The organism is Bacillus sp. 05T22 (assembly GCF_056396765.1).
In genome coordinates, this window is record NZ_JBFTMC010000010.1 from 13,141 (window position 1) to 39,459 (window position 26,319).

Here is a 26,319-nt window from a genome sequence, read left to right on the forward strand (position 1 = left end):
GTTACAAGATGAGGCTGGAACGTTTAAATTATAATAAAATCAAAATTTTCCTAACGTTTGACGATTTATCTGAACGAGGATTGACGAAGGAGGATTTATGGAAAAATGCTCCGAAAGTGCAACAGTTATTTCGMGATATGATGCAAGAAGCAAATAAAGAACTTGGATTTGAAGCGGATGGTCCAATTGCGGTTGAAGTTTTTTCTTTACAAGCACAAGGAATGGTTGTAATTGTCACAAAAGAAAATCACGAAACCGATACAGAAGATGAGTTTCGTGATGAGTTTATTGAGATGCAAGTAACTCTAGATGAGAGTGAACATATATTGTATGAATTTGCAACGTTTGAAGATGTGATTACGTTGGCAAATCGTTTGTATAATCTCGGTGTAACCGGAGGGAAACTTTACACATGGGATGGGCGTTTTTATCTTTGGATGGAAGAAGAAACACCATTATTAAAGGCAGATATTATTGCGATTTTAGCAGAATACGGTAATTCTTCTACAGCAACAATTTATCGTATTATGGAATATGGAAAAGAATTAATGGATTCTCAAGCAATTCAGCAAATATACAAGTATTTTGTCTTAAAACAAAACCTCAGCTAGTAGAAATAGCTTGAGGTTTTGTTAGTATTTCGCGATATTAGAGAGACTAAAATACATTGTGATATAAAAAACATTTAAATATTTAAGTATTTTACTTTTCTAAAAGCAATAAAAGGACTATAATAATAGTGAAAACGCTTGCAATAAAGAATAGTTTGTATACATTTGTTAGCGTTTTCTATTGCATTCCAAATTTAACGGTGTATACTAGGCAATGAAGGTTTACTAAACAAGTGAAATTACAGGGGGTTTACTTACTATGGTAGCCGAAAAGGGAGCTCAAACACAAACACAACAAAGGGAGCAACATTTTGAATTGTTGAATTCAACTCAAATTGTTATTAACGAAGCCCTAGAAAAGTTGGGTTATCCAAACGAGGTATATGAATTACTGAAAGAACCAATTCGTATGATGACAGTGAAAATTCCAGTTCGTATGGATGACGGGACTGTTAAAATATTTACAGGATATCGCGCACAGCACAATGATGCTGTTGGTCCAACGAAAGGTGGAATTCGCTTCCATCCAAACGTAACAGAAAACGAAGTGAAAGCACTTTCTATTTGGATGAGTTTAAAATGTGGTATTGTTGATTTACCATATGGTGGAGGTAAAGGTGGTATCATTTGTGATCCACGTGAAATGTCTTTCCGTGAATTAGAAAGATTAAGCCGTGGATATGTACGAGCAATTAGCCAGATTGTTGGTCCAACAAAAGATATTCCTGCTCCAGATGTATTTACAAACTCACAAATTATGGCATGGATGATGGATGAATATAGCCGCATCGATGAATTTAATTCACCTGGATTTATTACAGGTAAACCGCTTGTATTAGGTGGATCTCACGGGCGTGAAACAGCAACTGCAAAAGGTGTAACAATCTGTATTCGCGAAGCTGCGAAAAAACGCGGTATCGATATTAAAGGCGCTCGCGTTGTTGTCCAAGGGTTTGGGAACGCTGGTAGCTTCTTAGCTAAATTTATGCATGATGCCGGTGCAAAAGTAATTGCGATTTCTGATGCTTACGGTGCACTACATGATCCAAATGGATTGGATATCGACTACTTACTAGATCGTCGTGACAGCTTCGGAACAGTAACGAAATTGTTTAACAATACAATTTCAAACAAAGAGCTATTAGAACTTGATTGTGATATTTTAGTTCCAGCTGCAATCGAGAACCAAATTACAGAAGAGAATGCTGCGGATATTAAAGCGAAAATTGTTGTAGAAGCAGCAAATGGTCCAACTACATTAGAAGCAACTAAAATTTTAACAGAACGCGGTATTTTACTTGTTCCTGATGTATTAGCAAGTGCTGGTGGTGTTACTGTATCTTACTTCGAATGGGTACAAAATAACCAAGGTTACTACTGGTCAGAAGAAGAAGTAGAACAACGTTTAGAAAAAGTAATGGTAAGATCATTCGATTCTATTTACGAAACATCACAAGTTCGTAAAGTGAACATGCGTTTAGCAGCCTATATGGTTGGTGTACGTAAAATGGCAGAAGCTAGCCGCTTTAGAGGCTGGGTATAATAGAATAAAGAGTTTAGAGAGAACGTGGTTTCCTTCAAGGAAACCACGTTTTTTTATCATTTTAACCGAGAAGACCCCCTCCTCTAAACGAAGTGAAGGTGGGGGTCTTCTCGGTTTTTTCTTTTTAAAGAAAACGTCTTTTTTGTAGAACGTATGTTTGTTTTGTTGTATAATGATCTTATCAAATAAAATGAGGTGAAAACAGGTGAAGAAAGCGTATTTTTCGAAACGGATCTATAAGACAGGTTTACCCCATGAGATGGTAGATGCAGTCACACAGACAATCGAAACATTTAATCGGGCGAAACGATTTGCATTTCGAACGATCGTTCGGGAAAAACGTTGGAACCGCAAGATGCATGCGGATAGTCTTCATCTTGTTCTCAAGCGGAACTATCAATTGAATGATTACTATGCAAACAGTGCAGTGCAAGAAGCAAGGGCGTTGTTTACAGGTTTAATGGCGTTACAAAAACGATATGAGAAACAAACGCAAGAGAAGCTAAAGAAACTCAAGAAAAAGTTGAAACAAGAACGGACAAACCTTCGTAAAATCAAACAAAGTTGTGTGAAAGGAAAGCTGACGTTTCCAAAAAACACTCGCTTCGCGAAGCACAACAACCTCATTTCCTTATCCCGTAAAAAAGACACATTGATTTGGCTGAATGAATATCTGTTTGAGCACCAATACTTAGATGTTCAAATCAAAAGGATTCAGGCGAAAATCGGCCTTTTAACCCACAGACAATACCGTTTAACGCAGAAACTTACAACATATAAAATGAATGTTCCAAGCTCAGTATTTGGAAGCAAAAAACTGTTTCGCTCTCAATTTACCATCGATGAGTTTGTACGTAACCACGACAAATGGAAAGCATTATTTTCCCGTGCTCGAAATAAACAACTGATACTATCTGGCCGTAAAGATGCCAAACATGGGAATTTTGTGTTTCAGTATGTGCCTGAGACAAAGGGATTATGGATGACGACAAGTTCCGGAAAAACACTTATGTTTCCAGCTGTTACGTTCCCGTATGGACAAGAAGTCATTGAGAAAGTAATCACAACCCAATTACAGTGTAAGCATAAGAAAAAGCATGGCAAACCGATTGCATGGTCTGTGGAAGACTATGGTCCGTATTGTATTGTGAAATGTTTAGTCGATGTGCCCGAAAACCCTCATACGAATTACAGTAGATCAGACGGCGCGATTGGTGTAGATTGTAATCTCGAGCATTTTGCGTGGGCGAATGTAACAAAGGATGGGAATTATAAAGGAAGCGGTTCCCTCCATTTTTCGATTCTAGGTAAATCCACCGGACAAATCACAAAGATCATCGAAGTGGAGGCGATTCGCTTAGTGGACTTAGCGGAGCGGTATAATAAGCCGATTGTCATCGAGAAGTTAGATACAACCCAATCGAAAACAGGGTATCGTTATGGAAATAAACGAGCAAATCGAATGAAGAGTATGTTTGCGTATGAGAAAATGACAAGCGCAATTCTGGGTCGTGCGGATAAAAGGGGTGTGGCTGTTTTTCAAGTGAATCCCGCCTACACTTCGATCTCAGGGAAAATGAAGTATATGCGGAAATTTGGTATCTCTATTAAAGTGGTTCAGTTAAATAATTACTGTTAATAGGTGTAATATTGTTAAAAATGGATGCTCGATTACAAAAAAACAAAAAAGAACATTTGTTCTATTAGAACGTTTGTGCTATACTCTCTTTAGATAAACAAAACGGAAACAAGATAAGGAGAGATTAATAATGAAAATGACAGCAGACCAAAGATTTATGATGCCAACAGATGTTATGGAACGGGTAGAGGTTTTACGGAAAAAACATGTGAAACGTTCATCTTTGTTACAATCCGTAAATAAATTTTTCGGTTTAGATACAAAAGAAGATCGTGTTTGGTTTTATGGGTTTTATGGAACTGCTGTAAGTATTTTACTATTTATGGTATTTACTTCAAATATTTTCGATTTTCTCTTTGCGTAAGAAATGTGCTATATAGATATCGAGGTTGAATACATATATAAGGAAGAAAGGTAATTTTCTAGAGCGGAGTTGATAAATATGGTGATGTTCCCTATAGAGCGAAATTATATTGGGTACGGAAGCTCACGACCAGGAATCCGCCTTTCGAAGGTGAGGTTTATTGTAAGTCATGATACAGGGAATCCTGGCAGCAATGCGATAGGAAATCGTGATTACTTTAACGAAATACAACCAAAAGCATCGGCGCATACTTTTGTAGATGATACAACCATTTTAGAAATTATCCCAATTGATGAGGTAGCGTATCATGTAAGATATAATGTACCAACAGACAATGATTTGTTTGGTTATGATGCGAACAAAGCGGCAATTGGTGTTGAAATGTGTTACGGAGGTAGTATTAATTTTTGGGATTCTTACACGCGATTTACATGGTACCATGCCTATTTATGTCATACATTCAATTTGAATCCTAAAACAGATATTGTATCTCATAAAAAACTCGATCCGAAGAGAAAGATTGATCCAGAAAATGTATTGGGACAACAAGGAATCCGATTTAGACAATTTTTAGCGGACGTCTATCGAATGTATGTATCGTTTAGATGACAAATATATGAAAAATGAATACAATAAAGATAGGTGCTTACTGCTGAAAGTAGGTTTTTTCTTGTTTTGTAATAAATAGAGATTGAGGCAGAAGACTAGGAGTGAACCAAGTATGCATTTGAACGCGTAGAACAAGTGCAAAAAGATGGGGACTTCTTTAGAGTAAGTACGACGAAGCGTGATGGGAATACGGAAACATACGCTGCGAAATATATCGTAGTGGCAACGGGATATTATGATAATCCAAACTATATGAACGTTCCTGGAGAAAAATTGGAGAAAGTATCTCATTATTTTAAAGAAGGACATCCTTATTTTGACCGAGATGTAGTTGTAATAGGAGGGAAAAATTCAAGTGTAGATGCTGCGCTCGAACTTGTAAAAACTGGAGCACGTGTAACGGTGTTATATCGCGGGGGAGAATATTCGCAGAGTATTAAGCCGTGGATTTTACCTGAATTTGAAGCGTTAGTGCGTAATGGCACGATTCAAATTCAGTTTCATGCTCACGTAAAAGAAATTACCGAACATACACTTACGTATACAAGTAACGGAGAGTCATTTACGATTCAAAATGATTTTGTGTTTGCGATGACGGGGTACCATCCAGATCATAGTTTCTTAACAAAAATAGGAGTAGAAATTGATAAAGAAACAGGGCGCCCAATGTATACAGAAGAAACAATGGAAACGAATGTGGAGAATATCTTTATTGCGGGTGTTATTGCAGCTGGAAATAATGCGAATGAAATTTTTATTGAGAATGGAAGATTTCATGGTGGAGCAATTACACAAACAGTTGTATCAAGAGAACAAAAATAAGCTGTCGAATTTTTCGACAGCTTATTTTTTAATTGTGCATAAACATTTGCTGGATTTTATCTTTAGAATGAGTACATTCTAAAGCAACAAGTAGTTTAATACGAGCTTTTTGGGCATTTAAACCGTATGTGAAAACAATTCCCATATCTTTTAATTGTTTTCCTCCACCCTCATAGGAATATACGTCTTGGACAATTCCATTAAAGCAGCGGGAAACGAGAACAATTGGAATTCCTTTAATTATTAAGCGCTGTAAACTAGAAAGCGTTCGTGGTGGTAAATTACCTTGACCAAGTGCTTCGATTACAATCCCATCGACCGGTAGGTTTTCAATTGCTGCTAATAATGTATCATCCATACCAGCGTATGCCTTTAACACAACAACATTTTTAGAAATTTGCCCAACCATGTATGTTTCATGATGGACGAGAGCGTGATGGAAGACAACGCCGCGTTTTGTCACCATACCGATTGGTCCGTATTGAGGGCTTTGGAATGTTGCAACATTACTTGTATGTGTTTTTGTTACATTTGTTGCACAGTGAATTTCGTCGTTTAACACGACAAGAACACCTTTTCCAAGCGCTTCGCTGCTACTTGCAACCTTTACAGCTGATAAAAAGTTATATAAGCCGTCAGCACCCAATTCATTGCTAGAGCGCATTGCACCTGTTACAACGATTGGAATGTTCGCTTGTACAGTTAAATCTAAAAAGTATGCGGTTTCCTCTAATGTATCTGTACCATGTGTAATGACAACACCATGGATATCTTCATGTTTTACTCTTTCGTCAATGATGATTTGTAATTGTAACATCTCGCTAGGAGTCATATGAGGAGATGGAAGATGAAAGACATCTTCAACAATTAAATCAATATCATCCGTTAAATTTGGAATGAATTTTAAAAGAGGATTTTGTTCCCCTGGTTGTACAACCCCAGTTTCTTTATCTTCCTCCATTGCGATTGTTCCACCTGTGTGTAAAACTAGGATTTTTTTCAATGCTTATACCCCTTTCTAGTCAAAAAATACATTTAGAACATACCATGTTTTTACTAGATTCGACAATGGAAATGTATAAAAGTTTGTATTAGAAATGAAAATAAAGTTGACTACTTTATATTGGAAATAATTAAAGGGAATGGATTCTTAATTTTTTTATTGTGAGTTGTTAGAATGAGTGAGAAAAATGAAAAGAGGATATTTCTTTGAAAAAAATTGAGGGAGCTTTAATTCGTATATTATTGATTCAATTTATTTGTCTCTGCATTATTCAATTGCTTTTCATGCAAGAATCCACAGTGAAATATTTATCAAAAATCGTTTATTATGAAGGAGTTACAAGTGAAAATATAACTGATATTTTACAAGTCAATAAGTAGTTTTCATTTTCTTCTAGTGAGGATTGTGCTACAATAATTGAGGATTTAATCGGTATGAAACAAGTATAGAGAAGCAGGGGATTTGTACCTGCTTTTCATTTTGTTTTATAAGTGAAAAAAATGAGGTGTTACAGTGGATAAACGAATTTCAATTGCGATAGATGGTCCAGCAGCTGCTGGAAAAAGCACAGTTGCAAAGGTTGTTGCGAAAGAACTTTCTTATGTCTATATTGACACAGGTGCAATGTATCGTACGCTTACATACGCTGCGCTGGAACAAAATGTAGATATTGAAAATGAAGAAAGTTTAATGGAAGTTTTAAAAAATGTGAATATTGATTTTCAGCAAGGTGAAAATACACAACTAGTTTTCTTAAACGGCAAGGATGTATCTGAAGCGATTCGTACACCGAATGTAACAAATCGCGTATCAATTGTTGCCAAGCATCGTCTTGTTCGCGAAGAGATGGTGCGCCGCCAACAAGCTCTAGCAGAAAAGGGCGGGGTGGTAATGGATGGTCGTGATATTGGTACGCATGTGCTACCTAATGCGGAAGTGAAGATTTTTATGCTTGCTTCTGTTCAAGAGAGAGCGGAGCGTAGACACCTTGAAAATACGAAGAAAGGCTTCGCTTCTAGTTTGGAGCAATTGAAAAAAGAAATTGCCAAGCGTGATAAATTAGATTCAGAGCGCGAAGTTTCTCCGTTAAAAAAAGCGGATGATGCATTGGAGTTAGATACAACTTCTTTATCAATTGAAGAAGTTGTCCAAAGAATTATGGATATTGTTTCTGGAGCGTTTGCAAAATAAAGAAAGAGGGAATCCTCTTTCTTTTTTTATTTTAAAAATATTGGTATAACAGAGAATAGTGAAACACTTTCCTTGACAAATAAGTCAATTTGTAAGAAGTTAGTAAAAGAAGAGGAACTGTCAGAATATATTCGCTATTATATTTTAAAACATACTTTATTCAAGGAGATTTTGCTGTATACTATTTATATAGGCTTCTATATCTTCTATGAAGTGTATAGCAAAAAATAGGTTGTTGTATGTATTGGAAGCGAGTATATGCTAAAAATTTCTTATAACATGCAAATGAAAACATTTGTTTTCATTTCGTATATACATAAAAAAGCTTTGTCAATTCTGTAGGGAGGTATTTCCATGGTAGAAAAAATGAATGAAGAAGTTGTGGATTCAAAAGCATTACAAGTGGGTGACGTTGTTACAGGTTCTGTAACAAAGGTTGAAGAAAAACAAGTTCTTGTAAATGTTGGATACAAAACAGATGGCGTTATTCCGATTAGTGAATTAGCTAACGTTCATATTGAAAAAGCGAGCGATGTTGTAAAATTAGATCAAAATCTTGAATTAAAAGTTATTAAATTAGAAGATGATGATCTTGTATTATCGAAACGTGCTGTTGATGCAGAAAAAGCATGGGTAGAGTTGCAAGAAAAATTCACTTCAGGTGAGGTTTTTGATGTTACTGTAAAAGATATTGTGAATGGTGGTTTAGTTGTGGATCTTGGTGTCCGTGGATTTATTCCAGCTTCACTTGTAGAAATGCACTATGTAGAAGATTTTACTGATTATAAAGGAAAAACATTAGCGGTGAAAATTGTTGAATTAGATCGTGAAAAAAATCGTGTTATTCTTTCACATAAAGCAGTTGTAGAACAAGAATTAGAATCAAAGAAAAAAGAAGCGATTTCTTCTTTAAAAGAAGGAGACGTTGTGGAAGGTACAGTTCAGCGATTAACTGACTTTGGTGCTTTTGTGAATGTTGGTGATGTAGATGGTTTAGTACACATTTCACAAATTTCTCATGACCGCGTTGAACAGCCTTCTGATGTGTTAACACAAGGACAAAGTGTAAAAGTCAAAGTATTATCGGTTGATGCAGATACGCAGCGTATTTCTTTATCGATTAAAGCGGCTCAGCCAGGACCTTGGGAAAACGTTTCTGCTGAAGTTAAAGCGGGTGATATTCGAGAAGGTATAGTGAAACGAATTGTTACATTTGGTGCTTTCGTTGAAATTTTACCAGGTGTAGAAGGACTTGTGCATGTATCACAAATTGCAAATCGTCACGTAAAAAATCCAAATGAAGTATTAGAAATGGGACAAGAAGTGAAAGTGAAAGTACTTGAAGTACATGCAGCAGAAAAACGCATTTCTTTAAGTATAAAAGAAGCTGTTGAAGAAAATAATGAAACAGAAGATTATAGCCAATATGAGCCGACTTCCGAGTCTGCAACTTTCCAATTTAGTGATATTATTGGTGAACAACTGAAAAAATTAAAGAAATAAAGAGGGGTACAAGTGGTAAGGGCAAAACGAAAATTAGAACATATTGAATACGCTCTTTCCACCGGACAGTCTCGTATACATGGCTTTCATGACATTGCTTTTGTCCATCAAAGCTTGCCAAATYCAAGTTATGAAAGCATTACATTTGAAACGGAAATCGGCGAACTTTCATTAAGTTCGCCGATTTTTATCAATGCGATGACTGGTGGTGGTGGAGATCACACATTACATATTAATGAACAGTTAGCACACGTGGCTAAGCATCACAACCTTGCGATGGCTGTTGGTTCTCAAATGGCTGCGTTAAAAGATGAAACAGAAGCATCTTCTTATCGAATTGTTCGAAAGGTAAATCCAAATGGAATCGTTTTTGCAAATTTGGGTAGTGAAGCGAGCGTTGAACAGGCAAAACGAGCGGTTGATATGGTTGAAGCGAATGCTTTGCAAATTCATTTGAATGTCATTCAAGAACTAACGATGCCAGAAGGTGATCGGGATTTTACAGGCGTATTAGAGCGGATTGAACAAATTGTTACAAGTTCTCCGGTTCCAGTTATAGTAAAAGAAGTAGGTTTTGGTATGAGTAAAGAAACGGTACAGCAGCTAACTAATGTTGGTGTTACGGCTGTAGATGTTGGTGGTTATGGTGGCACAAATTTTGCTGCAGTTGAAAATGAGCGAAGGAAGCGAATGCTTTCTTATTTTAACGATTGGGGCATTCAGACGGCAGCTTCAATCATAGAAGCATCCTCTACAAATAAAAACCTCTCTCTTATTGCATCTGGTGGTATACAAACTGCACTGGATATAGCAAAAGCGATTGCCCTGGGGGCACAGGCGACTGCTTTTGCCGGATATTTTTTACGTATATTGATGAATGATGGTACCCAGAAATTAATGGATGAAATAGAACTTTTACATACAGATTTACAATTTATAATGACGGCTCTTGGAGCGAGAACACTCTCTGAGCTTCAGCGAGTGCCGCTTATTGTGAAGGGTGACACGTATCATTGGTTATCGCAACGTGGGATTGATACGATGCGCTATAGCAATAGGTAATGTTTTTTAAGTTTTTTTGCAGGTTATTTATAAATCAGAATAAGATAAGAAAAAAAAATCAACCGTTCGGTTGATTTTTTTTTGTACCCGCCTTGTACAATGAAGAGGAAAGGGGAAGATGGAATGAAATGAATAAGATTATTGAAGTGGATAAAGTAACGAAGTGCTATGAAACTTTTAAAGCACTATCTAATATTTCATTTTCTGTATGGGAAGGTGAAATTCTATGTTTTCTTGGTCCGAATGGAGCTGGGAAAAGTACTCTCATTATTAATATATATACTAAGCTCCAAGTTTCTAATCGTGTAGAAGCAATAAAGAAAGCGTTGGAAAATGGATTAATAACATAATGAATTGTGGGGAAATGAAAAAACAGCCGATGTCGGCTGTTTTTTCATTTTGTTTAATGCTGATTTTGCTTGCGAGCTTGTTCTGGTGTATCAAGACTCGTTGCTCCAGGATATTGCAGCGATTGGTCGCGGTCAGACTCGACACGGCGCGACTGTTTTAGTTTCTTTTCTTGGCGGTCTTTTCCCATCGTTATCTACACCTCCTTAATAGAAAGTGTTGCTGTTATAAGAAAAACTATGCAAAAAGAAGAAAAGGATTAGTTTTTATAAAAAGTTCCCATAATGGAAATGATAGGAGGAGAAAATATGGATGGAAGTTATTTTTATTTTTTAGCGTGGGTGGGCTGGGTTGTTACAACGTTTTTTTTGAAAAAAGATGAAATTCGTTGGAAAGTTAGTGCTGCTATATTAATATTTATTATTTGTTCACAGATAACGGTATCTATTGCTTCTTTCACTGTATCAATAAACGCTCTTATACTCGGTATTATTTCCTTTTTGGGGATTGCTCTATATTCTGTGTGGAAAAAAATGTATGCCTTATTGTCGGCACTTATCATTGCTATGCTATATACAAGCTTTCATTTATTAGAGGTGTATGATCCGATTTGGATTGTTATTGATAGAATTTTTATGTTAAGCGGTACTCTTGTATATGCATCAATTTTATTACATCGAGATCGTCTATTGCGTCTATGTTCTTTATATGCCGGAGCACTACAAGGAGAAATATTGGTAACATTTATTTTTCGCAGGCTTCATTTCCCATACGAATTTGGTGGTTTGACATTCTTTGATATCATTGCTGTTTCTACACTACTGGTTATGATGATGTCTTATATCGCAAAATTATCGGCGTATAGAGGACAATTTAGAAAAAAACATGTAAAAGAAAGGCRAGGGTAATACATGACTGAATATACACCAGCCATTTTATGTGGCGTCATTGCTGGAACAGTAACGCGAATTTTGATGCTTCGTACAGATACGAGGCAGTATCCGACACGTTTACATGGAAAAATCATTCACATTGCTATGGGATTAATTGCAGCAGCTTTAGGAGCAATTGCTATTCCATCCATTTTGAAGAAGGATTTTTCAGCGATTACTTTCTTAACATTAGCTGCGTCTCAATTTCGAGATGTTCGAAATATGGAAAGGAATACACTGCAGCAATTAGATGGGTATGAGCTTGTACCGCGTGGAAACACATATATTGAGGGGATAGCTCTTGTATTTGAAAGTCGCAACTATTTAGCGATGTTAACAGCATTTGTGACAACATTTACATATATAGGGTTTCATTCGTGGATAGCTGGTGTAGTTGCTGGCACAGCGGGATTCTTTATTGCCAAAATATTGATGTCTGGTAAAAGGTTACATGATCTTGTAGACATTGAGCATGTTCCTCTCCACTTTGAGGGAGCAGGACTATATATTGATAATATTTATATTATGAATATTGGATTGCCCGCAAGGCAAGAAGAAATTATGAAGTATGGAATGGGCTTTATTTTAAAGCCTAAGTCTATTGACGCAAGAGTAACAATCTCCAATCTTGGACAACGACAAGCAATCTTGCATGATGTATCGGTTGCATTAGGCATATTTAGAGATTCTGGAACCCCGGCGTTAGTCCCCTTAGCTAAGCGCGATTTAGAAGATGGAAGAGTAGGGGTATTTGTACTCCCGCAAGATCAAGATGTAAAAAAAGCGATTGCAGTAATAGGGAATGTACCAACATTAGAAAGTGCGGTTCATATGTCATCAGAGGCCCCAAAAGGAAGGGGAGATATACAATGATGTTAGAAAGCTATATTCTTGCTGTAATTACAACGACGCCAGAAAAGTTTGCTGGGGGAGCACCTTTATTTACTTGTGACTCAAAAGAAGAAATGGAATTTGTAGCAAATAATTTAGAAGCGATTTTAGACGGTATTGCACACCGCTTACAAGAGAATGTATATATTATTGTGAAACATTAGTAACGTGTGTTATAATATGAGATGTTTTGATACGATGAGAAATATTCTGGAATGCAAATCCCTTCTTGCACAAAGAAGGGTTTTTTACATAATAAACAGAAGCAAGTTGAAAGGATGAAATTATATGCCGAAACCAGTAGTGGCAATAGTAGGACGCCCGAACGTAGGGAAATCTACTATTTTCAATAGAATTGTTGGAGAGAGAGTTTCAATTGTAGAAGATATCCCAGGCGTAACGCGAGATCGTATTTATAGTGCGGGAGAATGGTTAAATCATGAATTTAACATTATTGATACAGGTGGAATTGATATTGGAGACGAGCCGTTTTTGACACAAATTCGTCAACAAGCGGAAGTTGCGATTGATGAAGCGGATGTTATCATTTTTATGACAAATGGCCGTGATGGTGTAACAGCTGCAGATGAAGAAGTAGCAAAGATTTTATATCGTTCTAAAAAGCCGGTTGTACTAGCGGTGAATAAGGTTGATAATCCAGAGATGCGTAATGATATTTATGATTTCTATGCATTAGGATTTGGTGAGCCATTCCCAATTTCAGGTACACACGGATTAGGTTTAGGTGATTTATTAGATGAAGCAGCAAAGCATTTCCCTAAGATTGAAGAAGAGGCATATGATGACGAAACAATTCGTTTCTCATTAATTGGGCGTCCAAATGTAGGGAAATCATCACTTGTAAATGCATTGCTTGGTCAAGAGCGTGTAATTGTAAGTAACGTAGCAGGAACGACCCGTGATGCTGTTGATACACCATATAGTAAAGATGGTCAAGATTACGTTATTATTGATACGGCGGGGATGCGTAAAAAAGGGAAAGTATACGARAGTACWGAAAAGTATAGTGTACTTCGTGCATTGAGAGCGATTGAACGWTCTGACGTTGTTTTAGTCGTTTTAGAYGGTGAAGAAGGAATTATTGAACAAGATAAAAAAATTGCTGGTTATGCACATGACTCAGGACGAGCAGTTATTATCGTTGTGAATAAGTGGGACGCAGTAAAAAAAGATGAAAAGACAATGAAGGCATTTGAAGAAAATATTCGTGCGCACTTCCAATTCTTGGATTATGCACCGATTGTATTCTTATCTGCGAAAACGAAAAAACGTACACAGACATTATTACCAGTTATTAATGAAGTTAATGAAAGTCATAGTATTCGTGTACAAACAAACGTATTAAACGACGTGATTATGGATGCTGTTGCAATGAATCCAACACCAACGCATAATGGACAACGTTTGAAAATCTTCTACGCAACGCAAGTCGCGGTGAAACCACCAACATTTGTTGTATTTGTAAATGATCCAGAATTAATGCACTTTTCATATGAGCGCTTCTTAAAGAATCGTTTGCGTGAGTCGTTTGGCTTCGTAGGAACGCCAATCCGAATTATTTCTAGAGCAAGAGACTAATGGAGAGGATGTGATTTTATGAAAAAAATCACAGTAGTAGGAGCAGGTAGCTGGGGCACAGCGTTAGCGATGGTATTAGCTGACAATGGTCATGATGTACGTATTTGGGGAAATCGTTCTGAGCTCATGGATGAAATCAATATGAAACATGAGAACAGCCGGTATCTCCCAGGAATTACATTGCCAAGCACAATCGTAGCCTACTCTTCTTTAGAAGAGGCATTAGTAGATGTAGATACAGTACTTTTAGTCGTGCCAACGAAAGCGTACCGGGAAGTATTGCAAAATATGAAAGAAATTGTTTCACAGCCAATTACTTGGATTCATGCAAGTAAAGGGATTGAACCGGGAACTTCAAAACGTATTTCAGAAATGATTGAAGAAGAAATTCCAGCGCATCTTATTCGTGATGTTGTTGTCCTATCAGGACCAAGCCATGCGGAAGAGGTAGGGCTTCGTCAAGCGACAACTGTTACTTCAGCTGCTAAACGTATGGAATCAGCTGAAGAAGTACAAGACTTGTTTATGAATAGTTATTTCCGAGTATATACGAATCCTGATATTGTCGGAGTAGAGCTCGGTGGGGCATTAAAAAATATTATTGCACTAGCCGCGGGTATAACGGATGGCCTTGGATTAGGTGATAATGCAAAAGCAGCTCTTATGACACGTGGTTTAACGGAAATCGCTCGTTTAGGAAGAAAGATGGGTGGTAATCCATTAACATTTGCTGGTTTAACGGGAATGGGTGACTTGATTGTAACTTGTACAAGTGTCCATAGCCGAAATTGGCGTGCGGGAAATATGCTTGGAAAAGGATATTCATTAGAAGAAGTATTAGATAGTATGGGTATGGTAGTTGAAGGTGTACGAACAACGAAAGCTGCATATGAGATGGCTGAGAAAATGAAAGTTGAAATGCCAATTACGGCAGCGTTATATGATGTACTATTCAATGGAAATAATGTGAAAGATGCAGTAGGGTCATTGATGGGGCGTGTTCGTAAACATGAAGTTGAAGCGATACCTGATTTATTGTAAATAAAAGCTGTATGCGTGAAAAAAGCACGTATACAGCTTTTTGTTTTTCTGGGTTTTTTCACCATTTATTTCTTTTTGCATACGATGGATTGTAACTTGAAGAGAGGGTGAAGAAAATGGATAATAACATTTTCAATAATATTGAAAAAGAAGCGAAAGTAAATAAAGACGATATTTTTAAATTAGCATCATCTGTACAAAATGCAAATTTACGCGATGAGAAAGTACTACGTCAATTAATCCATCAGGTCGCAGTAATGGCAGGGCGAGAGGTACCAAAAGAGCAAGAAGATCAAATTGTAAAAGCGATTATTAATAATAATATGCCAACAGACTTTAGCTCGTTAAGTAAAATGTTTAAAAAATAAAGCATGCGAAACAAAGGGTTCGAGGATTGCATACGATAGCTATGAAGAAATGGGATTGGGGCTGTTTGTGGGCGTATTTGGTCAACCGAAGCGAAGATGATACATTCGCTTCGGTTTTATTTTTGTTTTTTTATTTACATTTTGATTTTTCAATATATAATTCACCATTATGAAGAACGAAAGGTGACCTACACTCATTTTATCTATTTGTTTTCACTTGGCATGGACAGGAAGAGGGTCTGACCGCTTCTATGCATGGTCGGATGCTCTCTCCCGCCCGAAAAGAAACGCTTTCTGCCGTTTTTTTCAATTTGTACGTATACATAAATATTCTCCAACATATAAGTCTCAGCTGTGAAAATAAAAGGAAGTCTCCACCCGCTTTCTCCCTCTGTTTTCACTTGGCATGGGGCAGAAAAAGGATCTAACCGCTTCTTAGGCCACTGAAAAAGTCTATTTTATAAGAAAAAGGAGTTCATCACCTACTATATACAGGTAATGGACTCCTTTTTCTTTTCAACATATTGATAAAATTCGTGTTATTTTTTCAAAGCAAACACTTTTTCAGTGCCTTCACCGCTTCTATGTATGGCCGGATGCTCTCTACCAGCTAAAAAGAATGGTCTTATATTATTTTTCTATTTGTTTAAAATTTTTAATTTGTTAAAATAGTATAAAAATAGATTGATAATTAAGGGGTGTGTATATGTCTGAAGGACTTATAAAAATGTGGTTTTCTTTAGGAGCAATGGGATTCATGTTTATTGCAGTAGCTTTTATTTTATTAAGTAGGCATAAAATAAAGAATAAAATTTTGAAAGGTATTACAGCGCTGGTTGCTTATACACTTATGGTTGTATCTGGGATTGTTATTTTTCTCGTTGTATTTAGTGGGCCAGTCGAACAATAAGAATGAATAATCGCCACTCTTTGTTTTCAAATAGATTGTGGGGAGGTAGGTGGAAATGAATAAACAAGATTTAATAGATGTGAGCGAGAAAATAAAGGATGGATTGTCTGTGAAAAAAAACTATATTATTTTAATATTTTGTTGTATAAGCCTTTTGTCAGGATGTATGTATCCTAGAGAAAATATGAAACAGAATGCTGTCCCTTATGAAGATCAGCTGCAAGCTGTACAAAAGGCAGTCAATACATATAAGGAACAAAATAATGGTTTATTGCCAATTAAAACGCGTGATATGAGCACACCAATTTATCAAAAATATCCAATTGATTTTCAAAAAATTGCACCACGTTATATACAAGAAGCACCTGGAAATGCATATGAAAGTGGTGGTGTATATCAATATGTATTAGTAGATGTAGAAACAAATCCAACGGTAAAATTAATCGATGTAAGAATGGCAGAACAAATTCGGGATGTTAAGTTGAAATTGCAAATGTATCGTGATGAACATCAATATCCTCCTTTTAAAAAGGTTATTGCAGATGGTGTTTATGAGCTAGATTTCAAAAAGATGGGATATAAAGATGTACCTCAAGTGACAAGCCCATATTCTGGAAAGGGATTGCCGCTTGTAATTAATGAAAAAGGGGAGATTTTTGTTGATTATCGAATGGATTTATATGAAATGTTACAAAAAAACGGAGAAAAGTTGAAAGAGGGGGAAGATATTCGTAATATGCTTTTAAAAGATACACCATTTGTGCCCGCATACTCTTTACCGTATACAGTAAGAAACGGAGAACCAATTTTTTTTAAATGATAAGTCATGAACCTTTCTTCTAGCGAATAAGTTCTAGAAGAAAGGTTTTTTCATGTATTACAACTTATGATGCAAACAAAAAGTTCTTTTTAAATAGTCATATGAATTTAGGACAAAATCATATGATATATTGTCCACACTTCTAGAATATTTTTATGTTATTTCATATGATAGGAGACATCAGTGAAGGATATTGTATGTGAATACAAATTGGATTATTCCCAAAAATTTTGAGGGAGGGAATCACTTGGAAAAGGTCGATATTTTTAAAGATATTGCTGAGCGCACAGGCGGTGATATTTATTTAGGGGTTGTAGGAGCTGTTCGAACAGGAAAATCAACGTTTATTAAAAAATTTATGGAGCTTGTTGTTATTCCGAATATCGAAAATGATTCAGATCGTCAGCGAGCACAAGATGAATTACCTCAAAGTGCTGCTGGACGTACGATTATGACAACAGAACCGAAATTTGTTCCAAACCAAGCGGTTTCCATCCATGTTGATGACGGTCTTGAAGTAAATATTCGATTAGTAGATTGTGTTGGTTATACGGTTCCTGGAGCGAAAGGATATGAAGATGAGAATGGCCCACGCATGATTAATACACCTTGGTATGAAGAACCCATCCCGTTTCATGAGGCTGCTGAAATTGGAACGCGTAAGGTGATTCAAGAACATTCTACTATTGGGGTTGTCATTACAACTGATGGAACGATTGGAGAAATTCCAAGACGAGATTATATAGAAGCAGAAGAACGTGTTATCAATGAGTTAAAAGAAGTGGGTAAACCGTTTATCATGATTATTAATACAGTACAGCCGTATCATCCAGATACAGAACAGTTACGTCAAAGTTTATCAGAGGAGCATGATATTCCTGTATTAGCAATGAGTGTGGAGAGTTTAAGAGAAACAGATGTTTACAATGTACTTCGTGAAGCTTTATTTGAATTCCCTGTTTTGGAAGTGAATGTGAATCTACCAAGCTGGGTTATGGTATTAAATGAGGGACATTGGTTACGTCAAAGTTATCAAGAAGCTGTTCAAGAGACAGTTAAAGATATAAAAAGGCTTCGTGATGTAGATCGTGTTGTTTGGCAATTTAGTCAATATGAGTTTATTGATCGAGCGAGTTTAGCTGGGATTGATATGGGGCAGGGCGTTGCAGAGATTGATTTATATGCACCAGATGAATTGTACGATCAAATATTAAAAGAAGTTGTAGGTGTAGAAATTAGAGGGAAAGATCATTTATTAAAGCTTATGCTTGATTTTTCTCATGCAAAAACGGAGTATGATCAAGTTTCAGAGGCTTTAAGAATGGTCAAACAAACAGGATATGGCGTAGCTGCGCCGGCCTTAGCTGATATGAGCCTAGATGAGCCAGAAATTATTCGTCATGGATCGCGATTCGGTGTGAAATTAAAGGCAGTTGCACCGTCTATTCATATGATTAAAGTTGATGTTGAATCTACATTTGAGCCAATTATTGGCACTGAAAAGCAAAGTGAAGAGCTTGTCCGCTACTTAATGCAAGATTTTGAGGATGATCCGCTTTCTATATGGAATTCTGATATCTTTGGACGCTCGCTTAGTTCAATTGTTCGAGAAGGAATTCAAGCAAAATTATCTTTAATGCCTGAAAATGCTCGTTACAAATTAAAAGAAACGCTAGAAAGAATTATTAACGAAGGATCTGGCGGATTGATTGCCATTATTTTATAAGGACCCCCCCCTCGAGCAGGGGGTTTTTGCTTTTTTATCCCGCTATTTGTAGTCTGTAAGACTCCAGTCTCAAGATTCAGAGAAAAGTGAGGAAGATAGGCGGAGGGGAGAAAAGAAATAGTCATTATCTAATATTTTGTAGCATATTGTCAAGTTTCATCGTTTTTTCACATTTTCGAGGTAACAATTTCTTTAAAAATATTGAATTATACAGGAGAATCGTATAATATAGGCGTTGATAATGATTTATCTACATCTTTGTAGTATAGAATTTGTAAAAATTGCCTACAAATGAAAGTAAGACTCATTTTATGATCATTATACAGTCTTATCTTTGGGAGGAGGTGAATGGCATGAACAAGACAGATTTAATCAATGCTGTTGCAGAAGCAAGTTCCCTTTCTAAAAAGGACGCAACAAAAGCAGTTGACGCTGTTTTTGATTCTATCTTAGAAGCTTTAAAACAAGGTGATAAAGTACAATTGATCGGATTCGGTAACTTCGAAGTTCGTGAGCGTGCGGCTCGTAAAGGACGCAACCCACAAACTGGTGAGGAAATTGAAATCGCTGCAAGTAAAGTACCTGCATTCAAACCTGGTAAAGCGTTAAAAGATGCGGTTAAATAATCCTTACATATTAACAGGGAAGAAGAGTTTCCTTTTTGGAAACTCTTCTTTTTGCTTTTAAAATCATAAATATGCTAGAATGTGTTCGTATCACTTTTAGGTTTTTCGGGAGGGTTAAGCGGATGGCAAAAGTTAACTTAGAACAAATCGAGCAAGCAGTGCGTCTTATTCTAGAGGCAATTGGAGACGATCCAAATCGTGAGGGAGTACTTGATACACCGAAACGTGTTGCGAAAATGTATGCAGAAGTATTTTCAGGTATGCATGAAGATCCAAAGGAGCATTTGCATAAAGTGTTTGGAGAAGAGCACGAGGAGCTTGTATTAGTAAAAGATATTCCATTTTATTCGATGTGTGAGCACCATCTTGTTCCGTTTTACGGAGTTGCTCATGTTGCATATATTCCACGTGGTGGAAAAGTAACAGGTTTAAGTAAATTAGCTCGTACTGTAGATACAATTGCACGTCGTCCACAACTTCAAGAACGTATTACGTCAACAGTGGCTAATTCTATTATGGAAGTGCTAGAACCACATGGTGTTATGGTAGTTGTTGAAGCGGAGCATATGTGTATGACAATGCGCGGTGTGAAAAAGCCTGGTGCAAAAACGGTAACTACAGCAGTGCGCGGTGTGTTAGAAAATGATGCAGCGGCACGTAGCGAAATTTTGTCTTTTATTAAGGCAAAGTAAAGGAAAGCGGGAAACTGCTTTTCTTTTTTATTTATATTATTTTACTTTTGATTCCGGTTGTTTGTAGGAAATACTGTCTGTATCCAACAAAACTAGGTGGGGATTACTGCCTGTGAAATCTAAATTCTTATAATGAGCAAGGAGAGATGAGAATTCCATTTTAATGTGTGTTTATGGAGTGAGAGATATAGTCTTTAAAAAATTACATATATTTTGATAGCTGTCCATAAACTTATAGGTGAATGAGTTTTTGTTTTTTATGCGTATTGTATGAATAGAAATCTAACGTATGGTTTATCTTGATTCCCCAAGTTTTGGTTATAGAAAATAGAATGTATGTGTTATAATAGGTTTTATGAATTAGAAAACAAGGGTGATTTTTTGTGTGTGACATCTACGGAGGGTATGCGGATATAAAGGAGCAGTTGCTATCAAAACTGCGCCATCCTTATTTTATAAACTATATTGAAGAACCATTTATTGATGAAGAAAAGGTAGTGCTTTTATACGCTGCTTTAAAAAATGCAAATTTACATAAAGAACAAATTGATCACTATGTTTTAACGATTATGCTTGTACAAATCGCTCTTGATACACATGAAAAAGTATCAAACAAAGCAGATGAAGAAGCAAGTGGATTTCATAAGCGTCGTCAGCTTACAGTACTTGCAGGTGATTACTATAGTGGATTGTATTATTATTTACTTTCAATGAATTGTGATATTGTATTAATTCGTGCACTTGCCGAAGGGATTAAAGAAATTAATGAACATAAAATTATGTTATATCAGAGGGCATATGAAACAGCTGATGAAGTAGTCAAAAGTGTTATGACAATCGAATCGGCACTTTTACAAAAAACATGTGATCATTTTCATTTATCACATTGGAAACCGTTTATAGCGTATATGCTAGGGAATAAGCGTCTTCAAAAAGAGTATCAATTGCATGCTAAAAGAAAAACTGCACCTGTTTTTCAAGCGGTTCAAGCAACTCTATCAAATGATGATGACAGAAATGTGGAAACGGTCTTTACAGAGTGGTTGAAAAAAATGGATGAACAAGAAAAATCATTTCTTCAAAGCCATAAAGAAATTGATGAGATAGTTTCCGCATTACAAGATAAATTGAAAACATAAGCAATTTTATATTGGAAGAAGGGTAAGCGCATGCAACAATCAAAAGAAGAAAGAGTACATGACGTATTTGAAAAAATCTCTGATAAATACGATGTAATGAATTCAGTTATAAGTTTTCAAAGGCATAAAGCATGGCGAAAAGAAACGATGCGAATTATGGATGTACAGCCTGGAAGCAAGGCGTTAGATGTGTGTTGTGGAACTGCTGATTGGACAATTGCACTTGCTGATGCTGTTGGAACGACTGGGAAAGTATATGGATTAGACTTTAGTGAAAATATGCTATCTGTTGGAAAAGAGAAAGTAGAAGCTTTAAATTTAAAGCATGTGGAACTTATGCATGGGAATGCGATGGAACTTCCATTTGAAGATGGTACATTTGATTATGTAACAATCGGATTTGGTCTTCGTAATGTTCCTGATTATATGCACGTATTAAAAGAAATGAAGCGAGTAGTAAAGCCAGGCGGGAAAGTGATTTGTTTAGAAACATCTCAACCAACGATGATTGGTTTTCGCCAGATGTATATTTTGTATTTCAAATACATTATGCCTTTGTTTGGCAAAATGTTTGCAAAAAGCTATAAGGAATATTCATGGCTTCAGGAGTCTGCTAGCACATTCCCAGGGATGAAAGAATTAGCGAAGATGTTTGAATCGGCAGGACTTGAGCATGTGCAAGTGAAACCATTTACTTTTGGTGTAGCAGCTATGCACTTAGGATTAAAACCGAAATTAAAATAGAAAAAAGACGTTTTTAGGTTAAGGTGAACAATATGAAGTTACAACTTATGTACTCTTTTTTACGATCGGATATTGATGTAATAGAAAAAGAATTAAAAAAGGTTGTTGCCTCAGAGCAACAACTAATAGAAGATGCGGCATTACAGCTTATCGAAGCTGGTGGTAAACGAATTCGTCCTGTATTTGTGCTACTTGCGGGGAAATTCGGAGACTACAAGTTAGATGCAATTAAACATGTTGCAGTTGCTCTAGAGCTCATCCATATGGCTTCGCTTGTTCATGATGATGTAATTGACGCAGCGCTCTTACGAAGAAGTAGTGCAACTGTAAATGCAAAATGGGGAGATCGTATTGCGATGTATACGGGAGATTATTTGTTTGCAAAGTCTCTAGAGTGCATTACGAATTTAGAAGTTCCAGAAGCTCACCAGGCATTGTCGTATACAATTTTGGAAGTGTGTAAGGGTGAAATCGAACAAATTAAGGATAAGTATGATTATAATCAAAATTTAAGAACGTATTTACGACGAATTAAGAGAAAAACAGCATTGTTGATTGCGGCTAGTTGTCAGTTGGGAGCCATTGCTTCTGGGGCAAGTCGTGATACTGTAAATCGTTTGTTTTGGTATGGTTATTTTGTTGGAATGTCGTATCAAATTATTGATGATATTTTAGATTTCGTTTCAACAGAAGAAAAATTAGGAAAACCTGCTGGTGGAGATTTATTGCAAGGAAATGTCACACTTCCAGCTTTGTATGCAATGGAAGATCCAGAGCTTCGTGCAAAAATTGTATCCGTACATGAAAATACAACTGCAAGTGAGATGAAAGAAATTATTCATGATATTAAAACAAGTCCAGCAATTGATCGGGCATTTGCATTTAGTGAACGTTATTTACATAAAGCATTAGAGGTAATAAAACCTTTGCCACGTGGACAGGCAAAATATGCGTTGCAAAATGTTGCAAAGTATATTGGAAAACGAAAATTTTAATGACTTTCTTTTACAAATAAAAAAATCTCTCTATTTCAAAACTATTGCACAATTGTGATAAGGGTGTTAATATGTGTGTGGGGATATACAATTACATACATAATTCAGAAGTGGAGAGATTTTTTATGGAAAAAACATTTCTAATGGTAAAACCAGACGGCGTACAACGTGCCTTCATTGGGGAAATTGTAGCTCGTTTTGAGAAAAAGGGCTTTCAATTAGTTGGTGCGAAATTAATGCAAGTTACTCCAGAAATTGCAGGAAAACATTACGCTGAGCACACAGAAAAACCTTTCTTTGGTGAATTAGTAGATTTCATTACATCTGGTCCTGTTTTTGCAATGGTATGGCAAGGGGAAGGTGTAGTAGATACTGCTCGTAATATGATGGGTAAAACAAGACCTCATGAAGCGGCACTAGGTACAATTCGTGGCGATTTTGGTGTAACAGTTGCGAAAAATATTATCCATGGTTCTGATTCTCTAGAAAGTGCAGAACGTGAGATTGGTATTTTCTTTAAAGAAGAAGAATTAGTAGACTACTCAAAATTAATGAATCAATGGATTTACTAATTATTTTAAAATAATTTGTAAACGCTTTAATTACTGTGATAATAGTGAAAAGTGCAAGGAGAGTGTGAATACTCTTCTTGCACTTTTTTAGTTTCAAATAGTTACGAAGTAAGGCCCGGTATGATATATTGATACATAAAGTAAAACTTCTATGAAGGAAGAATAACTTTTGAACAAGACATAAAACCTTTCTTTTTAGGTGGGAGAGAGCATCCGCTCATGCGTAGAAGCGGTCAGATCCTCATCCTATCATTAATGTGGATAAAATAATTACAAGAAAAGGGGAATATCCGATGCGATACATCACAGCGGGTGAATCTCACGGTCCGCAGCTTACGGCAATTTTGGAAGGTATTCCAGCAGGGTTATCTTTAGTAGCAGATGATATAAATGAAGAATTAGCAAGAAGGCAGAAAGGTTACGGACGTGGCAGACGTATGCAGATTGAAAAAGATCAAGCACAAATTGTCAGTGGTGTTAGACATGGACTTACGCTTGGGTCTCCAATTGCACTCGTTGTCGAAAATCGAGATTTTACCCATTGGACAAAGATTATGGGAGTAGATCCGTTAACTGAACAAGAAGCAAAAGAAATGAAAAGACAAATTACAAGACCGAGACCTGGTCATGCTGATTTAAATGGTGCAATTAAATATGGACACCGTGATATGAGAAATGTACTTGAACGCTCTTCAGCACGTGAAACAACAGTTCGAGTTGCAGCAGGAGCTGTTGCGAAAAGACTTTTAGCAGAGTTAGGTGTAAAGGTTGCTGGACATGTAATTGAAATTGGCGGTGTGCAGGCAGAAAAGCTTACATATGACTCAATAGAACAACTACAAGAAATTACAGAAGCATCCCCGGTTCGTTGTTTAGATGAGGAAGCATCTAAAAAGATGATGCAGGCAATTGATGATGCAAAAACAAGTGGAGATTCTATTGGTGGAATTGTTGAAGTGATTGTAGAGGGAATGCCAATTGGAGTAGGGAGCTATGTGCATTATGACCGAAAACTCGATGCGAAATTAGCAGCGGCAGTAATGAGTATAAATGCTTTTAAAGGTGTGGAAATTGGCATTGGATTTGAAGCGGCACATAAGCCAGGAAGTCAAGTACACGATGAAATTCTTTGGGATCAAGAAAAAGGGTATACGAGACGAACAAATCATGCTGGTGGATTAGAAGGTGGCATGACAACAGGTATGCCGGTTGTCGTACGCGGCGTCATGAAACCCATTCCAACGCTATATAAGCCGCTTCAAAGTGTTGATATTGATACGAAAGAATCTTTTTCAGCGAGCATTGAACGTTCTGATAGTTGTGCTGTACCAGCAGCTAGTGTTGTGGCGGAAGCAGTTGTTGCATGGGAACTAGCAGTAGCTCTAGTGGAACAATTTGGAGCAGATCGTATGGATTGTATTCGTGAAAATATTAAGAAACATAATGAATATGCGAGGGAATTTTAATGGAGAAAATACATATTCAGACGCAGTCTAAAGAGTATGATGTATATGTAGGAAAAGATGCGTTGTCACATTTGACAGCGCTTGTTCGAAATATGGAACCGACTGTTTCTAATGTAATGGTCATTTCTGATGAATCTGTCGCATCATTTCATTTAGAAGAAGTTATGGATGCATTGCAAGTAGAAAAACATGTTTTTTCATTTGTTGTTCCAAGTGGAGAGAAAGAAAAATCATTTGAAAACTTTTATGCGGCTCATACGTCAGCGCTTGAAAATGGGATGGATCGACATTCTTTAGTTGTTGCACTTGGAGGAGGAATGATCGGTGATTTAGCGGGTTTTGTTGCGGCGACATTTATGCGCGGTATTCGCTTTATTCAAGTTCCAACAACGTTACTGGCACATGACAGCGCAGTTGGTGGAAAAGTTGCCATTAATCACCCTCTAGGAAAAAATATGATCGGAGCGTTTCATCAGCCAGAAGCAGTTCTATATCATACACCATTTTTAAATTCATTACCGGAAAAAGAGTGGCGTTCAGGATTTGCTGAAGCGATTAAACATGCTTTTATCGGTGATGTTGAATTATATCATTGGTTAAAGCGAGAAGTGAAAACATTAGAAGATATACGGGATGAAAAATTAATTTATATATTACAGCGAGCAATTCCTGTAAAAGCAAATATTGTAGCGCAAGACGAAACTGAAAAAGGTGTGCGTGCTCACTTGAATTTTGGACATACATTAGGACATGCTCTTGAAAAAGAGATGGGATATGGGGAAATTACTCATGGTGATGGAGTAGCAATTGGTATGTTATTCGCGATATTCTTAAGTGAACAAATTTATAAAGTAGACCTTGGTTATAAGGAAATTAAGCGGTGGTTTTCTCAGTATGGTTATCCACCTATGCCAAGGAATCTAAATATAGAACGTCTTGTGCAAGTGATGAAGCAGGATAAAAAAGCGAACGCAGGAATAATTCGTATGGTACTTATGCAGGAATATGGGGTGGTGAATGTCGTATCTATTTCAGATGAGACTGTTCATACTACATTAGAAGCATTTCAAAGAGATGAGGAATCTATTTGATTCGCGCAATTC

28 protein-coding genes and 2 pseudogenes are annotated in these 26,319 nt (G+C 36.6%); 28 read left to right on the forward strand and 2 right to left on the reverse strand.

Features of this window, described 5'->3' with window-relative positions; genetic code table 11:
* The first annotated feature begins 8 nt into the window (after window positions 1-8).
* From AC1DIT_RS05250 to AC1DIT_RS05275, 6 genes and pseudogenes are all read left to right on the forward strand, one after another.
* Window positions 9-611 (forward strand): genetic competence negative regulator, encoded by a 603-nt coding sequence (locus tag AC1DIT_RS05250; RefSeq protein WP_006094247.1) that lies wholly within the window; start codon window positions 9-11, stop codon window positions 609-611.
* Window positions 612-870: 259 nt separating this feature from the next.
* Window positions 871-2,154 carry an NAD-specific glutamate dehydrogenase gene (gudB, locus tag AC1DIT_RS05255; RefSeq protein WP_003196304.1) on the forward strand — a complete coding sequence of 428 codons (1,284 nt, stop codon included), beginning with the start codon at window positions 871-873 and terminating at the stop codon, window positions 2,152-2,154.
* 205 nt (window positions 2,155-2,359) lie between these two features.
* Window positions 2,360-3,793 (forward strand): IS200/IS605 family accessory protein TnpB-related protein, encoded by a 1,434-nt coding sequence (locus AC1DIT_RS05260; protein WP_016132651.1) that lies wholly within the window; start codon window positions 2,360-2,362, stop codon window positions 3,791-3,793.
* Window positions 3,794-3,920: 127 nt separating this feature from the next.
* A complete protein-coding gene (locus AC1DIT_RS05265; RefSeq protein WP_033671033.1) occupies window positions 3,921-4,157 on the forward strand; it encodes a DUF3961 domain-containing protein in 237 nt (78 codons plus the stop codon).
* 78 nt (window positions 4,158-4,235) lie between these two features.
* A complete protein-coding gene (locus AC1DIT_RS05270) occupies window positions 4,236-4,766 on the forward strand; it encodes a peptidoglycan recognition protein family protein (RefSeq protein ID WP_016114076.1) in 531 nt (176 codons plus the stop codon).
* A 114-nt stretch (window positions 4,767-4,880) separates the two neighbouring features.
* Window positions 4,881-5,588: pseudogene (locus tag AC1DIT_RS05275) on the forward strand (NAD(P)-binding domain-containing protein); the annotation flags it as partial.
* A gap of 28 nt (window positions 5,589-5,616) precedes the next feature.
* Here the strand turns inward: AC1DIT_RS05275 and AC1DIT_RS05280 are convergent.
* Entirely contained in the window at window positions 5,617-6,591 is a 975-nt protein-coding gene (locus AC1DIT_RS05280) for an asparaginase (protein WP_077294433.1), read from the reverse strand.
* A 206-nt stretch (window positions 6,592-6,797) separates the two neighbouring features.
* Here AC1DIT_RS05280 and AC1DIT_RS05285 point away from each other — a divergent pair, with 206 nt between their 5' ends.
* The 5 genes from AC1DIT_RS05285 to AC1DIT_RS05305 all read left to right on the forward strand — a co-directional run bounded on the left by AC1DIT_RS05285 (window position 6,798) and on the right by AC1DIT_RS05305 (window position 10,697).
* Window positions 6,798-6,971 carry a DUF5359 family protein gene (locus AC1DIT_RS05285; protein ID WP_003196311.1) on the forward strand — a complete coding sequence of 58 codons (174 nt, stop codon included), beginning with the start codon at window positions 6,798-6,800 and terminating at the stop codon, window positions 6,969-6,971.
* Window positions 6,972-7,104: 133 nt separating this feature from the next.
* A complete protein-coding gene (gene cmk, locus AC1DIT_RS05290) occupies window positions 7,105-7,782 on the forward strand; it encodes a (d)CMP kinase (protein WP_016132654.1) in 678 nt (225 codons plus the stop codon).
* 354 nt (window positions 7,783-8,136) lie between these two features.
* On the forward strand, window positions 8,137-9,285 hold the full coding sequence (gene rpsA / locus AC1DIT_RS05295) for a 30S ribosomal protein S1 (RefSeq protein ID WP_016114081.1): 1,149 nt from the start codon (window positions 8,137-8,139) through the stop codon (window positions 9,283-9,285).
* Between the two features lie 12 nt (window positions 9,286-9,297).
* Window positions 9,298-10,347 (forward strand): type 2 isopentenyl-diphosphate Delta-isomerase, encoded by a 1,050-nt coding sequence (fni, locus tag AC1DIT_RS05300; protein WP_476998090.1) that lies wholly within the window; start codon window positions 9,298-9,300, stop codon window positions 10,345-10,347.
* 128 nt (window positions 10,348-10,475) lie between these two features.
* Complete coding sequence (locus AC1DIT_RS05305) at window positions 10,476-10,697, forward strand: ATP-binding cassette domain-containing protein (RefSeq protein WP_016132655.1); 222 nt, start codon at window positions 10,476-10,478, stop codon at window positions 10,695-10,697.
* Between the two features lie 53 nt (window positions 10,698-10,750).
* On the opposite strand, the gene AC1DIT_RS05310 is transcribed toward AC1DIT_RS05305, so the two are convergent.
* Complete coding sequence (locus AC1DIT_RS05310; protein ID WP_016114084.1) at window positions 10,751-10,885, reverse strand: YpzI family protein; 135 nt, start codon at window positions 10,883-10,885, stop codon at window positions 10,751-10,753.
* Window positions 10,886-11,003: 118 nt separating this feature from the next.
* On the opposite strand from AC1DIT_RS05310, the pseudogene AC1DIT_RS05315 reads away from it, so the two are divergent.
* The 17 genes and pseudogenes from AC1DIT_RS05315 to aroB all read left to right on the forward strand — a co-directional run bounded on the left by AC1DIT_RS05315 (window position 11,004) and on the right by aroB (window position 26,307).
* A pseudogene (locus AC1DIT_RS05315) lies at window positions 11,004-11,614 on the forward strand (YphA family membrane protein).
* Complete coding sequence (locus AC1DIT_RS05320) at window positions 11,607-12,500, forward strand: YIEGIA family protein (protein ID WP_016114086.1); 894 nt, start codon at window positions 11,607-11,609, stop codon at window positions 12,498-12,500. Before AC1DIT_RS05315 ends, AC1DIT_RS05320 begins: the two are co-directional and overlap by 8 nt.
* Complete coding sequence (locus tag AC1DIT_RS05325) at window positions 12,497-12,682, forward strand: capping complex subunit for YIEGIA (RefSeq protein WP_016114087.1); 186 nt, start codon at window positions 12,497-12,499, stop codon at window positions 12,680-12,682. The genes AC1DIT_RS05320 and AC1DIT_RS05325 overlap by 4 nt, the downstream gene beginning before the upstream one ends.
* Before the next feature lie 124 nt (window positions 12,683-12,806).
* Window positions 12,807-14,117 (forward strand): ribosome biogenesis GTPase Der, encoded by a 1,311-nt coding sequence (der, locus tag AC1DIT_RS05330; protein ID WP_003206531.1) that lies wholly within the window; start codon window positions 12,807-12,809, stop codon window positions 14,115-14,117.
* Window positions 14,118-14,135: 18 nt separating this feature from the next.
* Window positions 14,136-15,158, forward strand: a complete 1,023-nt coding sequence (locus AC1DIT_RS05335) for an NAD(P)H-dependent glycerol-3-phosphate dehydrogenase (RefSeq protein WP_016114088.1) — start codon at window positions 14,136-14,138, stop codon at window positions 15,156-15,158.
* A 116-nt stretch (window positions 15,159-15,274) separates the two neighbouring features.
* A complete protein-coding gene (locus AC1DIT_RS05340) occupies window positions 15,275-15,526 on the forward strand; it encodes a stage VI sporulation protein F (protein ID WP_000369751.1) in 252 nt (83 codons plus the stop codon).
* Window positions 15,527-16,232: 706 nt separating this feature from the next.
* The gene (locus AC1DIT_RS05345; RefSeq protein WP_016114089.1) at window positions 16,233-16,436 is read left to right on the forward strand and encodes a DUF2768 domain-containing protein; all 204 of its coding nucleotides are present in this window, start codon (window positions 16,233-16,235) and stop codon (window positions 16,434-16,436) included.
* A 109-nt stretch (window positions 16,437-16,545) separates the two neighbouring features.
* Window positions 16,546-17,256, forward strand: a complete 711-nt coding sequence (locus AC1DIT_RS05350) for a hypothetical protein (RefSeq protein WP_026008435.1) — start codon at window positions 16,546-16,548, stop codon at window positions 17,254-17,256.
* A 247-nt stretch (window positions 17,257-17,503) separates the two neighbouring features.
* Window positions 17,504-18,982, forward strand: a complete 1,479-nt coding sequence (gene spoIVA / locus AC1DIT_RS05355; RefSeq protein ID WP_016114091.1) for a stage IV sporulation protein A — start codon at window positions 17,504-17,506, stop codon at window positions 18,980-18,982.
* A 353-nt stretch (window positions 18,983-19,335) separates the two neighbouring features.
* Entirely contained in the window at window positions 19,336-19,608 is a 273-nt protein-coding gene (locus AC1DIT_RS05360) for an HU family DNA-binding protein (RefSeq protein ID WP_001043860.1), read from the forward strand.
* A 122-nt stretch (window positions 19,609-19,730) separates the two neighbouring features.
* Window positions 19,731-20,300: a GTP cyclohydrolase I FolE gene (gene folE / locus AC1DIT_RS05365; RefSeq protein WP_003206523.1), complete on the forward strand. Its 570-nt coding sequence runs from the start codon at window positions 19,731-19,733 to the stop codon at window positions 20,298-20,300.
* A gap of 383 nt (window positions 20,301-20,683) precedes the next feature.
* Window positions 20,684-21,439 carry a heptaprenyl diphosphate synthase component 1 gene (locus AC1DIT_RS05370; RefSeq protein WP_016114092.1) on the forward strand — a complete coding sequence of 252 codons (756 nt, stop codon included), beginning with the start codon at window positions 20,684-20,686 and terminating at the stop codon, window positions 21,437-21,439.
* 30 nt (window positions 21,440-21,469) lie between these two features.
* A complete protein-coding gene (locus AC1DIT_RS05375) occupies window positions 21,470-22,183 on the forward strand; it encodes a demethylmenaquinone methyltransferase (protein WP_016132657.1) in 714 nt (237 codons plus the stop codon).
* Between the two features lie 32 nt (window positions 22,184-22,215).
* Complete coding sequence (gene hepT, locus AC1DIT_RS05380; RefSeq protein WP_016114094.1) at window positions 22,216-23,178, forward strand: heptaprenyl diphosphate synthase component II; 963 nt, start codon at window positions 22,216-22,218, stop codon at window positions 23,176-23,178.
* Between the two features lie 125 nt (window positions 23,179-23,303).
* Window positions 23,304-23,750: a nucleoside-diphosphate kinase gene (gene ndk, locus AC1DIT_RS05385; protein WP_003206516.1), complete on the forward strand. Its 447-nt coding sequence runs from the start codon at window positions 23,304-23,306 to the stop codon at window positions 23,748-23,750.
* A gap of 293 nt (window positions 23,751-24,043) precedes the next feature.
* A complete protein-coding gene (gene aroC / locus AC1DIT_RS05390; RefSeq protein WP_016114095.1) occupies window positions 24,044-25,216 on the forward strand; it encodes a chorismate synthase in 1,173 nt (390 codons plus the stop codon).
* Entirely contained in the window at window positions 25,216-26,307 is a 1,092-nt protein-coding gene (aroB, locus tag AC1DIT_RS05395; protein WP_016114096.1) for a 3-dehydroquinate synthase, read from the forward strand. Before aroC ends, aroB begins: the two co-directional genes overlap by 1 nt.
* Window positions 26,308-26,319 lie beyond the last annotated feature (12 nt).